Source organism: Pseudonocardia sp. DxW, assembly GCF_058448985.1.
Genome location: NZ_JBZFLK010000001.1, coordinates 86,330 through 99,789, shown reverse-complemented (window position 1 = coordinate 99,789; position 13,460 = coordinate 86,330). Strand labels below are relative to the sequence as shown.

The 13,460-nt window shown below is 75.3% G+C and carries 13 protein-coding genes; 7 read left to right on the top strand and 6 right to left on the bottom strand.

Annotation, left to right across the window (positions count from 1 at the left end; translation table 11 throughout):
- Positions 1-51: 51 nt before the first annotated feature.
- Positions 52-516, top strand: coding sequence for an acyl-CoA thioesterase (locus ACVJO7_RS00435; RefSeq protein WP_491671233.1), 465 nt, complete (start codon positions 52-54; stop codon positions 514-516).
- Positions 517-594: 78 nt separating this feature from the next.
- On the opposite strand, the gene ACVJO7_RS00430 is transcribed toward ACVJO7_RS00435, so the two are convergent.
- Positions 595-1,875 carry a glycosyltransferase family 2 protein gene (locus tag ACVJO7_RS00430; RefSeq protein WP_491671232.1) on the bottom strand — a complete coding sequence of 427 codons (1,281 nt, stop codon included), beginning with the start codon at positions 1,873-1,875 and terminating at the stop codon, positions 595-597.
- Positions 1,876-2,343: 468 nt separating this feature from the next.
- Between ACVJO7_RS00430 and ACVJO7_RS00425 the strand changes: the two genes are divergently transcribed.
- Complete coding sequence (locus ACVJO7_RS00425) at positions 2,344-3,636, top strand: competence/damage-inducible protein A (protein WP_491671231.1); 1,293 nt, start codon at positions 2,344-2,346, stop codon at positions 3,634-3,636.
- A 72-nt stretch (positions 3,637-3,708) separates the two neighbouring features.
- Here ACVJO7_RS00425 and ACVJO7_RS00420 read toward each other — a convergent pair whose 3' ends face one another.
- Together ACVJO7_RS00420 and ACVJO7_RS00415 are read right to left on the bottom strand one after the other, a co-directional pair.
- Entirely contained in the window at positions 3,709-4,308 is a 600-nt protein-coding gene (locus ACVJO7_RS00420) for a superoxide dismutase (RefSeq protein WP_358488644.1), read from the bottom strand.
- Positions 4,309-4,416: 108 nt separating this feature from the next.
- A complete protein-coding gene (locus tag ACVJO7_RS00415; RefSeq protein WP_491671230.1) occupies positions 4,417-4,971 on the bottom strand; it encodes a DUF1697 domain-containing protein in 555 nt (184 codons plus the stop codon).
- A 231-nt stretch (positions 4,972-5,202) separates the two neighbouring features.
- On the opposite strand from ACVJO7_RS00415, the gene ACVJO7_RS00410 reads away from it, so the two are divergent.
- Positions 5,203-6,456 (top strand): FIST signal transduction protein, encoded by a 1,254-nt coding sequence (locus ACVJO7_RS00410; protein WP_491671229.1) that lies wholly within the window; start codon positions 5,203-5,205, stop codon positions 6,454-6,456.
- On the opposite strand, the gene ACVJO7_RS00405 is transcribed toward ACVJO7_RS00410, so the two are convergent.
- Together ACVJO7_RS00405 and ACVJO7_RS00400 are read right to left on the bottom strand one after the other, a co-directional pair.
- Positions 6,431-7,579 carry an epoxide hydrolase family protein gene (locus tag ACVJO7_RS00405; protein ID WP_491671228.1) on the bottom strand — a complete coding sequence of 383 codons (1,149 nt, stop codon included), beginning with the start codon at positions 7,577-7,579 and terminating at the stop codon, positions 6,431-6,433. The two genes, ACVJO7_RS00410 and ACVJO7_RS00405, sit on opposite strands and share 26 nt — an antisense overlap.
- Before the next feature lie 57 nt (positions 7,580-7,636).
- Positions 7,637-8,593: an SDR family oxidoreductase gene (locus tag ACVJO7_RS00400; protein ID WP_491671227.1), complete on the bottom strand. Its 957-nt coding sequence runs from the start codon at positions 8,591-8,593 to the stop codon at positions 7,637-7,639.
- Between the two features lie 153 nt (positions 8,594-8,746).
- Here ACVJO7_RS00400 and ACVJO7_RS00395 point away from each other — a divergent pair, with 153 nt between their 5' ends.
- Positions 8,747-9,616, top strand: a complete 870-nt coding sequence (locus tag ACVJO7_RS00395; protein WP_491671226.1) for a helix-turn-helix transcriptional regulator — start codon at positions 8,747-8,749, stop codon at positions 9,614-9,616.
- A 6-nt stretch (positions 9,617-9,622) separates the two neighbouring features.
- Here ACVJO7_RS00395 and ACVJO7_RS00390 read toward each other — a convergent pair whose 3' ends face one another.
- On the bottom strand, positions 9,623-10,396 hold the full coding sequence (locus ACVJO7_RS00390; protein ID WP_491671225.1) for an IclR family transcriptional regulator: 774 nt from the start codon (positions 10,394-10,396) through the stop codon (positions 9,623-9,625).
- A gap of 69 nt (positions 10,397-10,465) precedes the next feature.
- Here ACVJO7_RS00390 and ACVJO7_RS00385 point away from each other — a divergent pair, with 69 nt between their 5' ends.
- From ACVJO7_RS00385 to pcaG, 3 genes are read left to right on the top strand one after another with little or no spacing between them, the layout of a single operon-like run.
- Positions 10,466-11,713 (top strand): 4-hydroxybenzoate 3-monooxygenase, encoded by a 1,248-nt coding sequence (locus tag ACVJO7_RS00385; RefSeq protein WP_491671224.1) that lies wholly within the window; start codon positions 10,466-10,468, stop codon positions 11,711-11,713.
- A 44-nt stretch (positions 11,714-11,757) separates the two neighbouring features.
- Positions 11,758-12,477 (top strand): protocatechuate 3,4-dioxygenase subunit beta, encoded by a 720-nt coding sequence (pcaH, locus tag ACVJO7_RS00380; protein WP_491671223.1) that lies wholly within the window; start codon positions 11,758-11,760, stop codon positions 12,475-12,477.
- Positions 12,474-13,046, top strand: a complete 573-nt coding sequence (gene pcaG / locus ACVJO7_RS00375; protein ID WP_491671222.1) for a protocatechuate 3,4-dioxygenase subunit alpha — start codon at positions 12,474-12,476, stop codon at positions 13,044-13,046. The genes pcaH and pcaG overlap by 4 nt, the downstream gene beginning before the upstream one ends.
- Positions 13,047-13,460 lie beyond the last annotated feature (414 nt).

Sequence of the window (13,460 nt, the reverse complement as noted above, 5' to 3'; positions counted from 1 at the left end):
CGGGTGAGTGACGTTCCACCGGCTGCCGGACGGGATGCCAGGGTGGCGTCCATGAGCGCAGAGCAGGCCGCCCGGTTCGCCGTCCGGATCGGGGTACGGAGCTACGAGATGGACGTGAACGGGCACGTCAACCATGCCGTCTACCACCAGTACGCCGAGCACGCCCGGATGGAGCACTTCCGCGCGAGCGGGTTGTCCGAGCACGCACTGGCGGGCCACGGGCTGACCGTCGTCCTGTTGTCGACGACTGTTCACTTCCGCGCCGAGCTGCGCGCCGGGGAGACCGTCGACATCGACTCGGAGATCGCGTTCACCCGGCGGAAGCCGTTCACGATGAGTCACCGGATCCGGCGGGTCGCCGACGGCGCCGGGACACCGGTGGACCAGCTCGCCGCCGAGGCGGAGTGCACGATGGGCGTGCTGGACCTCGGCACCCGGCGGCTGGTGGCCGATCCGTACGCCCGGTTGAGCGCGGTCGCCACGGACCCGGCGCTGCTGGGCCCCGCGCCGGACTGAGCCCGGGCCGGACTGAGCCCGGGCGGACCGCGCCGGACCGGGCCGGACCGCGCCGGACCGCGCCGGACCGGGCCGGGCTCAGGCCGGGATGACGGGCGGCTGCTCGGCGGCCGGCTGCCCCGCGACGACGACCGACGGCGCCCGCCCGATCAGCGGCGGCACCGCACCGCCGGCCCGGCGCACCGCGCGCCGGGACCGCAGGTAGGCGCGGGGTCCGGTGAGCAGGCCGCGGGTGCGGGTCTGGTCGGCGTCGGTCGGGATGGCGTCGCCCGCGCCGGCCTCGCGGGCCGAGATGTGCCGCAGCCGGGCCAGTGCCGCGGGCAGCCGGCGCAGCGCGACGGAGCGGCCCTGCGGGGACAGCGCGACCTTGGCCAGGAAGCTGCCCAGCCCGACCGCGTAGCCCTCCAGCTGGGCGCGCAGCGCGTCCTGGTCGGGGCGGTGGTGGTGCCAGAGGTAGGCGCCGGGCGCGTAGCCGAGGACGTGCCCGGCCAGGATCATCCGGACCAGGAACTCGCAGTCCTCGCCGCCGTGGGTGGGGGTGCCGGGGCCCATCGCCTCGTCGAAGCCGCCGACCGAGCGGGCGGCCGCGGCGCGCACCGCGAGGTTCGCGCCGATGCCGAACAGGCCGGGCGCGAACGGGAAGATCGGCGAGTCGGCGGGCGGGTCGTCGAGGGAGAACCGGCGCGCGGTGAAGCCCTTGTTCCAGGCGAGTGCGACGTCGGCGGCGCGCTCCTCGGCGCTGCCCAGCCGGGCGGCCAGGACCGGGCCGGACACGCAGGCCAGCTCCGGGTCGGCGGCGAACGCGCCGGCCATCCGGGACGCCCAGGCCGGGTCGACCTCGGTGTCGTCGTCGGTGAAGGCGACGATCTCGGTGCGGGCCTCGGCCAGGCCGCGGTTGCGGCCGACCGACGCCCCGCGGCGGGCCTCGCGGACGTAGCGGACCCGCGGCGAGCCGGTCGCCCGGACGGCGTCCCGGGTGAGCTCGTCGTCCGGGTCGTTGTCGACCACGATCACCGACAGCGCCGGGTGGTCGGAGGCGAGCACCGCGGCCAGGCAGCGGGCCAGGGAGGCCGGGCGATTGCGGGTCGCGATCACCACGGTGACCGGCTCCGCCGCGACCGGCGCCGGGGCGATCCGCTCCGGCGGGCCGAGGGTGATCAGGGCGGCCTCCAGGTCGGCGGCCGTGGCGCGGCCGGCGCACAGCGGCACCGTCACCTGTCCCTGCGGGGTGCCGCCGACGGTGACCAGCAGCCGGGCGGCGTGGAACCCGGGCCCGACCCGCAGGTCGCGCAGCGGCAGCAGCCGGTCGAGCTCGCCCACCCAGGTCGCGGCGTCCGCGGTCGCACAGTTCCCTGACATGCGACACAGTGTCGTCCACCGGCGCTGAGACCACACTGAGAGTGGCCGCCGCTGCACCGATCGGAACGCAGCGTCAGCACCGCGGACCGGTTCACCGGTTCCGGTGCACACCGCGGTGTCCGTGCTGGTCCGGACCGCGGGCCGGTGGTCAACCTCCGGTCAGGGGGGTTGCCCCGGGCCGTTCGGTGCGCCGACGAACGGCCCGGATCACGCGGGGACACGCCGTGCACGCCGGCGGCTCGGCGTGTCCGGCGCCGGATCGCCGACCTGATCGGGTGACGCTGTCCACAAATCACGCCGACGTCGCCGTCGAGCTGCGGTGACGGTGGTCGCGCCGGCCCCGATGGGGTGAACCGGTGCTGTCCGTTTCGGTCGACTTCGGACGCTCCTGACCGGTTCGGTCGCCGATCCGGCGGCTGCGGCCGTTCGCCGGGCGTGCCCGGCGGCCCCCACGGGTAGGTTCGGATCATGGCCGAGTCCCGCCCCACCGCGTCCGTGCTGGTCACCGGCAGCGAACTGCTGACCGGCCTCGTCGCCGACGCGAACGGCCCCTTCGTCTCCCGCGCGCTGGGCGATCTCGGGTTCGAGGTGCGCCGGGTGCTGCTGGTCGGGGACCGGCCCGAGGACCTGCGGTCCGGCCTGGAGTTCGTCGCCGGGGACGATCTCGTCGTCACCACCGGCGGGCTCGGCCCGACCGCCGACGACCTGACCGCCGAGATCGTCGCCGAGTTCTGCGACGCCCCGATGGCGGTCGACACCGCGCTGCAGGAGCGGATCCACGCCAAGGTCGCCGGCTGGGTCGCCCGGACCGGCTGGGCCGGGCCCGCGCTCGACGACTCGATCGCCAAGCAGGCCCGGGTGCCGCGCGGCGCCGCCGTGCTCGAACCGGTCGGCACCGCACCCGGCCTGGCGGTCGCCCGCACCGGCGGGCCACTGGTCGTCGTCCTGCCGGGTCCGCCGCGCGAGCTCACCGGGATGTGGCCCGCCGCGCTGGCCTCCCCGCCGGTCGCCGAGCTGCTCGCCCGCACCCCGCGGGCGGAGCCGGTGCTGCTGCGCTTCGCCGGGCTGCCCGAGTCCGAGATCGCCGCGACGCTGCGCGCGATCGAGCGCGAGCTGGACACCTCCCGGGTGGAGGTCACGACCTGCCTGCGGCGTTCCGAGCTGGAGGTCGACCTGCACCCGCTGCCCGGCGCCGAGGACACCGCCCGCGAGCTGGCCGGCCGGATCGTGGACGCCCACCGGCACCGGCTGATCAGCGACGACGGGCGCAGCACCGACGAGCTGCTCGCCGGTGCGCTGCTGGACCGCGGCTGGACGGTGGCGACCGGCGAGTCGTGCACCGGCGGCCTGCTGGCCGGGCGGCTGATCGACCGCGCCGGCTCGTCGGCCTACGTCGCGGGCGGCGTGGTCGCCTACTCGAACGAGGCGAAGACCGCGCAGCTCGGCGTCGATCCGGAGCTGATCGCCGCGCACGGCGCGGTGTCGCCGGAGGTCGCCCGGGCGCTGGCCGACGGCGCCCGGGAGCGGTTCGGCGCCGACGTCGGGATCGGGATCACCGGGGTCGCCGGGCCCGGCGGCGGGACCGAGGCCAAGCCGGTCGGCTACGTCTGCTTCTGCGTCACCACCGCCGACGGTCAGGTCCTCGCCCGCGACCCGCAGCTGCCCGGCGGGCGGGCCGACGTCCGGGAGCGGTCGGTGGACCTGGCCATGCACCTGCTGCTCCGGGTCACCGGGGTGACCGGGCCGGGCGCACACCGCTAGACCGGTGGACGCACGCGTGCCCCGCCCGGAGCGGATCCGGACGGGGCACGCGGCAGCGCTGCGAGGCGGGTGTCAGCCCTTCGCGGCGGCGAGACGCTCGGCGGCGTCCGCCCAGTTGACGACGTTCCACCAGGCCTTGACGTAGTCCGGCTTCACGTTCTTGTACTGCAGGTAGAACGCGTGCTCCCACATGTCGAGCAGCACGATCGGGGTCTGCCCGGCCGGCAGCTGGGACTGCTGGTCGTAGAGCTGGTGGATCAGAAGCTTCCCGCCGAGCTGGTCGTAGCCGAGGATCGCCCAGCCGGAGCCCTGGATGGTGGTGGCGGCGGCGGTGAAGTGGGCCTGGAAGGCGTCGAAGGAGCCGAAGTTCTCGTCGATCGCCGAGGCGAGGTCACCGGTGGGCTTGTCGCCGCCGTCCGGGGACAGGTTCTTCCAGAACGCGGAGTGGTTGACGTGCCCGCCCAGGTTGAACGCGAGGGTCTTCTCCAGACCGACGATCGCGCCGAAGTCGTTCTTCTCCCGCGCGTCGGCGAGCTTCTCCAGGGTGGCGTTCAGGCCCTGGACGTAGGTGTTGTGGTGCTTGGAGTGGTGCAGCTCCATGATCTCCGGCGCGATGTGCGGGGCGAGCGCGCTGTAGTCGTACGGCAGATCCGGGAGCGTGTACTCGGCCATCGGTTGTCTCCGACCTCCTCGGTGACGGGGCGCGGCGGCTGCCGCGCGGATCTCGTCCACTATGTCTCACGATACGACTACCCGCGACGCCCGGCGCGCACGCATGCGTCACCCGAGCAGTTCCAGGAGCTTGCCGACCGTCGCCCAGTTGCGGGTGGTCCCGCCGCCGTCCGGGGCCCCGGAGCGGGTGGCCAGCCGGGCGGCGAGCGTGGACCGCCCCATCCCGTCCGGCAGGTACAGGTGCACGACCCGCCCGACGACGGCGGCGTCCCCCCGCCCGCCGGCGGCCCGCTCGGCGGCCAGCGCGGCGTCCAGCCGCTGCAGGTCGTCGTCGGACGGGGGCGCCGCCCGGAACACCGTGTGCAGCTGGGCCGGCGACCCGGAACCGGTGAACGGGTTCGACCCGACGACCGCGGCGTACTCGTCCCGGCCGAACACGACCACCGGGCGGGGCACCGCGAAGTCGTCCCGCAGCACCTGTTCCACCGTCGCCGCGATCTCCGCCGGTTCGGCCGGGCTGCCCAGCACCACGTTGCCGGACTGGATCCAGGTGCCGACGTCGGTGAACCCGCGACCGGTCAGTGCGCTGCGCAGGTCGGCCATCGGGACCTTCCCGGTGCCACCGACGTTGATCCCGCGCAGCAGCGCCACGTGCGTCCGCACGCCTCAGCCCGCCCGCCCGGCGATCCCGGCGTGGGCGGTGCGCAGCTCGTCGGCCGATGCGTCCACCGCGCGGAGGGTAGCGGCCCCGCCCGCCCGGCGGCGCGTGATCGGTGCCGGCCCGGCCTGATGGCAGTGCCCGCGGCGCTCCCGTAGCGTCGCGGCGAGCACCGGCGGCAGCCCGTCGCCGGGTGGGAACGAGCGCGCCCGGCGGGCGTCGCGGACGGAGGCGGCATGACACCCCCGGCGACCGGACGACGGGTCGGCGACGGGCTCGCCGTCGGGCCGGATCTCACCGGCGCCGCGGAGGTCGCGACCGCCCAGGCGCTCGGCGCGCTGGACGGGACGCCGCCGGACCTGGTGGTCTTCTTCGTCTGCCCGGGGGCCGGGCCGCAGCTGCCCACCGAGGAGGTCGAGGCCGCCGGGCTGCGGGTGATGGAGCTGGCCGGCGCGGTCGCCGCGATCGGCGCCACCGCGCACGGGGTGATCGCCGACGCCCGCGGTGTCGAGGGCGAGCCCGCGGTGTCGGTCTGGGCGGCGAGCCTGCCGGGCAGCCGGCTGCGGGCCGTCGCCCCGGTCGCCGAGCGCCGCCCCGGCGCCGGGCCGGACGGCGCCGACGCGATGACCGTGCGCGGCCTGCACAGCCCCGCCACCGACGACTGCGCCGCGATCCTGCTCGCCGACCCGTACGAGTTCCCGATCTCCGGCGTCCTGGACCGGATCAACGACACCCGGCCCGGTTTCCCGGTGATCGGCGGGATGGCCAGCGCCCCGGGCGGGCCCGCGGTGAACCGGCTGTTCGTCGACGGGCGGGTGCACCGGGGCGGCGCGGTCGGCGTGCTGATCGGCGGCGATCCGGCGCCGCGGATCGTGGTCAGCCAGGGCTGCCGGCCGATCGGTCCGCCGATGGTCGTCACCCGGGCCGAGCACAACCGGATCGCCGAGCTGGCCGGCCGCCCGGCGGCCCGCCGGTTGCGCGAGATCGTCGGGGCGCTGCCGCCGGGTGAGCAGCAGCAGGCGCTGCGCGGGCTGCACATCGGCGTCGCCGTCGACGAGCACGCCGGCGAGCTGGGGCGCGGCGACTTCCTGGTCCGGCCGGTACTGGCGGTGAACGCGGAGGAGGGCTCGGTGGTCGCGGGCGACGTCGTCGACGTCGGGACCACCGTGCGCTTCCAGGTCCGCGACGCGATCGGTGCCGCGCAGAACCTCTACGAGCTGCTCGGCCCGGTCCGCCGCTCCGGCCCGGCCGCCGGGGCGCTGCTGTTCTCCTGCAACGGCCGCGGCGCCGGGATGTTCGGCGATCCGGACCACGACGTGCGCGCCGTGCTGACCGGCCTCGACCCGCGGGCCGCCGCCGCCGATCCGGCCGTCGGGCGCCCCGGCCCGGACCGGCCGCGGATCGCCGGGTTCTTCGCCGCCGGCGAGATCGGGCCGATCGGTGGCCGCAACCACCTGCACGGCTTCACCGCATCGTTGCTGGTGGTCTGACGCCGCGGAAGAAGGTGCGCAGCTCCTCGACGTAGGTCTCGGGCTGCTCCAGCGAGGCGAAGTGCCCGCCCACGTCGGGACGGGAGAAGTGCCGCAGGTCGGTGAACCGGCGCTCCAGCCAGGACCGCGGCAGCTTCACCATCTCGTGCGGGAACTGGGCGACCCCGGTCGGGACGTCGACGTCGTCCATCCGGCGGCGCGCGAAGCTCTCCCAGTACAGCCGCGCCGAGGACGCACCGGCGCCGTTGAGCCAGTACTGCATCACGTTGTCCAGCAGCCGGTCCCGGCTCACCACGTTCTCCGGGTGCCCGGCGCAGTCGGTCCAGTCCCAGAACTTCTCCACAATCCAGGTGCACTGCGCGGCGGGCGAGTCGACCAGCCCGTAGCCGATGGTCTGCGGCCGGGTGGACTGCTCGGCGGAGTAGCCGGCGCCGTAGCGGTCGAAGCTCTTGGAGAACGCGATGTCCGCCTTCTCCTGCTTCGTCAGCGGCAGGTCGAGATCGTCCGGCTTGGGTGCGAGCGCCATCGTGAGATGGATGCCGTAGAGCATCTCCGGCGCCGCCGTCCCGAGCGCGGAGGTGATCATCGACCCCCAGTCGCCGCCCTGCGCGGCGAACCGCTCGTAGCCGAGCCGGTCCATCAGCTGCGCCCACGCCACCGCGATCCGCTCGACGCCCCAGCCCGGCACCGCCGGTTTGCCGGAGAACCCGAAGCCGGGCAGCGTCGGCAGCACGACGTGGAAGGCGTCGGCCGGGTCGGGCGGATCGGTCAGGGCGGGCAGGACGTCCAGGAACTCGACGACCGAGCCCGGCCAGCCGTGCGTGAGCAGCAGCGGCATCGCGCCCGGGTGCGGTGAGCGGGCGTGCACGACGTGCACCTCGACCGCGTCGTCCCCGCCGCCGTCGAGGCCGGTGCGGAACTGCGGCCAGGCGTTGATCTCGGCCTCGACGCGGCGCCAGTCGTAGCGGGTCCGCCAGTACTCGCAGAGCTCGCGGGCGTAGTCCAGCGGGACGCCCTGGCCCCAGCCCTCGACGGTCGGCGGCTCGGGCCAGCGGGTCCGGCCCAGCCGCTCGCGCAGGTCGTCGAGCTCGGCCTCGGGAATCTCGATGCGGAAGTCGCGCACCCCGCCACGGTGGCACGCCGGGGCGCGGGGCGCGGCCTCGGATCGATCACGATGCGGTCAGCGCCGCGCGGGGCCGGGGGTGAGGGGGACGCCGATCAGCGTCTCCGAGGTCTCCCAGATCCGCTGGGCCCCGGCGGCGTCCTCCAGCGTGCTGTAGAGCTTCTGCTCGGCCGGGGCGCCACCCAGGTTGCCCGGCCCGCGCGGCCCGTAGAGCCGGCCGCCGCGGGAGTCCGGCGAGGTCGCCGCGAGCAGCGCGGGCAGCCCGGCGGACTCCGCCGTGCCGACCAGGATGCCGCGCCGGGACAGCGCGCCGATGATCCGCCTGCCCATGGTCTGCCGGGCGCGGCCGACCTCCGGGCGCGCGGACAGCAGGTTGGTGGCGGCGACCCCGGGGTGCGACAGGGTGCTGGTGATGCCCCAGCCGCCGGCCCGGCTGCGCCGCTCCAGCTCCAGCCCGAACAGCCCGTACGCGATCTTCGACTGGCGGTAGGCGCCCATCCCGTCGTAGGACCGCTCCCAGTTCAGGTCGTCCCAGTTGATCGTCCCGCTGGACGCGGCGATGCTGATCTGCGAGGTCACCCTGGCGTTGCCGTCGCGCAGCAGCGGCAGCAGGTGGGCGACGAGCGCGACGTGCCCGAGGTGGTTGGTGCCGAACTGCAGCTCGAAGCCGTCGGCGGTGGTCTGCCGGTCCGGCGGGGTCATCACGCCGGCGTTGCCGATCAGCAGGTGGATCGGGGCGCCCTCGGCGTTCAGCTTCTCGCCCAGCGCCGCCACCGACTCCAGCGAGGACAGGTCGAGCTCGCGCAGCGAGACGTCGGAGCGGGGATGCGCCTGGCGGATGGTGGCGAGTGCCGCCTCGCCCTTGCGCGGGTTGCGGACCGGCAGGACCACCTCGGCGCCCGCCGCGGCGAGCCGGGCGGCGATGCCGAGGCCGACGCCGTCGCTCGCACCGGTGACGACGGCGCGCCGTCCGGTCAGGTCGGGAACGGTGATCTCGGGGGTGCGGCGTGGCATGGGTTTCTCCCTGCTCCTCGTGGGCTGTGCCCGGTGGGGTGTGCCATCCACACTGGTCGTGTTGCGCGGGGTTATCCACGGACTGCCGATCCGTGGCTGCGGCGCGCGTCCGGCGGTAGGAACGATTCAGTACCCGAACAGAGGCGGTGGGCCATGATCGACCGGGCCGGGCTGGCGGCGTTCCTGCGGAGCCGCCGGGAGGCGATGCAGCCGGAGGACGTCGGGCTGCCCCGCGGGCGCCGCCGGCGCACCGCGGGGCTGCGCCGGGAGGAGGTCGCGGCGCTCTGCCACATGTCCGCCGACTACTACGCGCGGCTGGAGCGGGAACGCGGGCCGCACCCGTCCGAGCAGATGCTGGCCTCGATCGCGCAGGGCATGCATCTCTCGCTCGACGAGCGGGACCACCTGTTCCGGCTGGCCGGCCAGCACCCGCCGGCCCGCGGGGCCACCAGCGAGCACATCAGCCCCGGGCTGCTGCGCATCCTCGACCGGCTCGCCGACACCCCGGCCGAGATCGTCACCGAGCTGGGGGAGACGCTGCGGCAGACCCCGCTGGGCGTCGCCCTGACCGGCGACGCGGACCGCTACACCGGCCCGGCCCGCAGCCTCGGCTACCGCTGGTTCACCGATCCGGCGTCCCGGAACATCTACCTGCCGGAGGAGCACGCGCTGATGTCCCGGATGTACGCGTCCGGGCTGCGCGGGGTGGCCGCGCGGCGCGGCCCCGGTTCCCGGGCCGCGCAGTTCGCCGAGCTGCTGCTGGCCCGCAGCGCGGAGTTCCGCGAGCTGTGGGAGGCGCACGAGATCGGGGTGTCCCCGCAGGAGGTCAAGCGGCTGGTCCATCCCGAGGTCGGGGTGCTGGAGCTGAACTGCCAGACGCTGCTCGACCCGCACCAGTCGCACCTGCTGTTCGTGTACACGGCCCCGCCGGGCAGCGAGAGCTACGAGAAGCTGCAGCTGCTGTCGGTGCTCGCCGGGCAGTCGCTCGGGCCGTCCGACGCGACCGCCGACCGGCGCCCGTGACCGGGCTCAGCCGCTCCCGGCCGGCCGGCCCAGCGCCCGGCTGATCCCGCGGGCCGCCGCCCGGACGGCGGGCACCCAGGTGTGCGGGTTCGTCCCGTCCGCGGGCACGACGACCGACAGCGCCGCGACGACCGGGCCGTCGCCGGCCCGCACCGGGGCCGCCACCGACAGCGACACCGCCTCGATCTGCCGGTCGGAGACGACGAACCCGCTGGCCCGCGCCCGGGCCAGCAGCGCCCGCACCCCGTCCGGATCGCAGACCGTGTGCGGGGTGAACCGGCGCAGCGGGCGGGCGAGCACCCGCTCGACGTCCTCCGGGCCGGCGTGCGCGAGCAGCGCCAGCCCGACGCCGGTCGCGGTCGAGGGCAGCCGCGATCCCGGCCTGCTGACGATCGAGACGGCGTCCCGGGTGGACAGCCGCTCGACGTAGACGACCTCCGCCGGGTCGTCCTGGTCGAGCACCGCGAGCTGCACGTTGTGCCGGGTGACCTCGTGCAGGTCCTCCAGGAACGGCATTGCGGTCTCGCGCAGCCCGCGGCTGGCCGGGGCGAGGTGCGCGATCTCCCAGAGCCGCAGCCCGATCCGGTAGCGGCCGTCCTCGCCGCGTTCCAGCGCCCGGCCCGCGGTCAGCTCGCCGACCAGCCGGTGCGCCGTGGTCAGCGGCAGCCCGGAGCGGCGCGCGATGTCGCTCAGCGCGAGTGCGGGCGTCGACGCGGTGAAGGCCCCCAGCACGTCGAGCACCCGGGCGGTGACCCCGGACCTGGCCGGACGCGTGCTCATACCGTGCAGTCTTCCGCAGAGCGGAAGCGCGGTCGAGCCGGGTCCGGCGGGTCGGGGACAGTACCGCCCATGACGAGCCCCGCCCCGCGACGACGCGAGACCCGGACCCAGGTCGGCATCATCGGTGCCGGGCCGGCCGGGCTGGTACTGGCCCGGATGCTCGCCCTCGCCGGGATCGACTCGGTCGTCCTGGAGGCCCGCGACCGCGGCTACATCGAGGCCCGGGTCCGCGCCGGCGTCCTGGAGGCACCGTCGGTCGCGCTGCTGCGGGAGCTGGGCGTCGCCGCCCGGCTGGACCGGGAGGGCATGCCGCACACCGGGATCGCGCTGCGGTTCGGCGAGGCCCCGGGCGCGCCCGCGGCCGACCACCGGATCGACTTCGCCGATCTCGTCGGCACCGGGATCACCGTGTACGGCCAGCAGGAGGTCGTGAAGGACCTGCTCGCCGACCGGATCGACGACGCCGGGCTGCCCGTCGAGTTCGAGGTGTCCGGGGTGGCCGTGCACGACGTCACGACCGACGCGCCGTCGATCACCTACACGGCCGCCGACGGCACCGACAGCGTGCTGCGCTGCGACGTCGTCGCCGGGTGCGACGGGTTCCACGGCGTCTCCCGGCCGGCCGTGGCGGCGGGCGGGGAGCTCACCGTCGCCGAGCGCGTCTACCCGTTCGGCTGGCTCGGCGTGCTGGCCAGGGCCGCCCCGACCACCGACGAGCTGGTCTACGCCCACCACGACAACGGCTTCGCCCTCTACTCGATGCGCAGCCCCGAGGTCACCCGGCTCTACCTGCAGGTGCCGCCGGACGCCGATCCCGGCGACTGGTCGGACCGGCGGATCTGGGACGAGCTGCAGACCCGGCTGGCCTGCGACGGGTTCACCCTGAACGAGGGCGAGTTCCTGGAGAAGCCCTCGGTCACCCCGATGCGGAGCATGGTCGCGGCGCCGATGCGCCGGGGCAGGCTGTTCCTGGCGGGCGATTCGGCGCACATCGTCCCGCCGACCGGGGCGAAGGGGATGAACCTGGCGGTCGCCGACGTCCGGGTGCTGGCCGACGCGATCGCCGGCTTCTACCGCACCGGCTCGGAGACCGGCTTCGACGAGTACTCGGCGACCTGCCTGCGCCGGGTCTGGCGGGCCGAGCACTTCTCCTGGTTCATGACGTCGATGCTGCACCGCTTCGATCCCGGCACCGAGGCGGGCGACGCGTTCGGGATCGGCCTGCAGCGGTCCCAGCTGCGCTACACCGCGACCTCCCGCGCCGCCGCGACCAGCCTCGCCGAGAACTACGTCGGCCTCCCGCACGGCGCGGTCTGAGCCCGCTCGCCGTCCCACCACGCACCGCACGAGAGGAACCGCCGATGACGCCGCCGCTGCTACAGCCACCGGGCTACGTCCCGGTGCCCGAGGGCACCAACCCGCCGCTGAACTCGCCCGGCTACAAGAGCACCGGGCTGCGCGCCCCCGCGCAGCAGCCGATCGTGCTGCCGCACCGGCTCACCGAGGTCACCGGCCCGCTGCTGACCGGCCCGGTGAACCCGGGCGACGACGACCTGACCATCGGCGCGAACGGCGAGGCCGTCGGCCAGCGGATCGTCGTGTTCGGCCGGGTGCTCGACTCCGACGGCCGGGCGATCCCGGACACCCTGGTCGAGATCTGGCAGGCCAACGCCGCCGGCCGGTACGCGCACCGCTGGGACAACTGGCCCGCCCCGCTGGACCCGAACTTCACCGGCGGCGGTCGCACGCTCACCGACGCGCACGGCAACTACTCGTTCACCACGATCAAGCCGGGCGCCTACCCGTGGGGCAACCACCACAACGCGTGGCGGCCGGCGCACATCCACTTCTCGCTGTTCGGCCGGGCGTTCACCCAGCGCCTGATCACCCAGATGTACTTCCCGGACGATCCGCTGTTCGCCCAGGACCCGATCTACAACTCGGCGCCGGAGGAGTCCCGGCACCGGATGGTGTCGACCTTCGACCTGGACGCGACCCGGCCGGAGTGGGCGCTCGCCTTCCGCTTCGACATCGTGCTGCGCGGCCGGGTGCACACGCCGTTCGAGGAGCCGCACGCATGACCGGGACCCCGCTCGCACTGACCCCGTCGCAGACCGTCGGCCCGTACCTGTCGATCGGGCTGCCCTGGCCGGACGGCCCGGACGTCGTTCCGGCCGGCACGCCGGGCGCGATCACGATCCACGGCACCGTCACCGACGGGAACGGCGCCACGATCGCCGACGCGATGGTCGAGACCTGGCAGGCCGACCCGGCCGGGCGCTTCGACCATCCCGACGACCCGCGCGGCGCGGTCTCCCCGGCCGGGTCCGGGCACCCGGAGTTCCGCGCCTTCGGCCGCGCCCCCACCGACGACGACGGCCACTGGAGCATCCGCACCCTGCTGCCCGGCGCGCTTCCCGATCAGGCCCCGCACATCGACGTGTCGGTGTTCGCCCGCGGCCTGCTCGACCGGGTCGTCACCCGCATCTACTTCCCGGAGTTCGCCGAGGCCAACGCCGCCGACCCGCTGCTGGCGGCGGTGCCCGGGGAGCGCAGGCACACGCTGATCGCGGTTCCCGACGGCGAGGGCCGCTACCGCTTCGACGTACGCCTGCGCGGCCCCGACGAGACGGTCTTCCTCCAGCTCTGACCGGCCCCGGCGCCGGTGCTCGACGCCCGGCGCCGGGCCTCGCACCCTGCCCGAGGCCCCGCACCTACGCGCGGCCTCGCACCCCGCCCGCCGCCTCGCACCCCGCCCGCGACGTCGCACCCCGTGTCGGTCCTCGCACCGGTTCGAGCGGGTGCGGGGGCGTGCTGAGGGTGCGGTTCAGCGCCGTCCGCTCGATGTCGCACCCCGTGGCGACGCCCGCACCCGTTCCAGGAGGTGCGACGCCGAACGGGAGGTGCGGCGTCGGGCCGGGGACGCGGCGCCGCGTGAAGCCGTGGCCACCCACCCACGCGCCCCACCGCACACCCGACGCCCCGAGGCAGCCGGCGCCCGACCTCGCACCCCGCCACCTCACCTCACACCCCTTTGTTGCGGTGCACACCCCACGCGACGGGT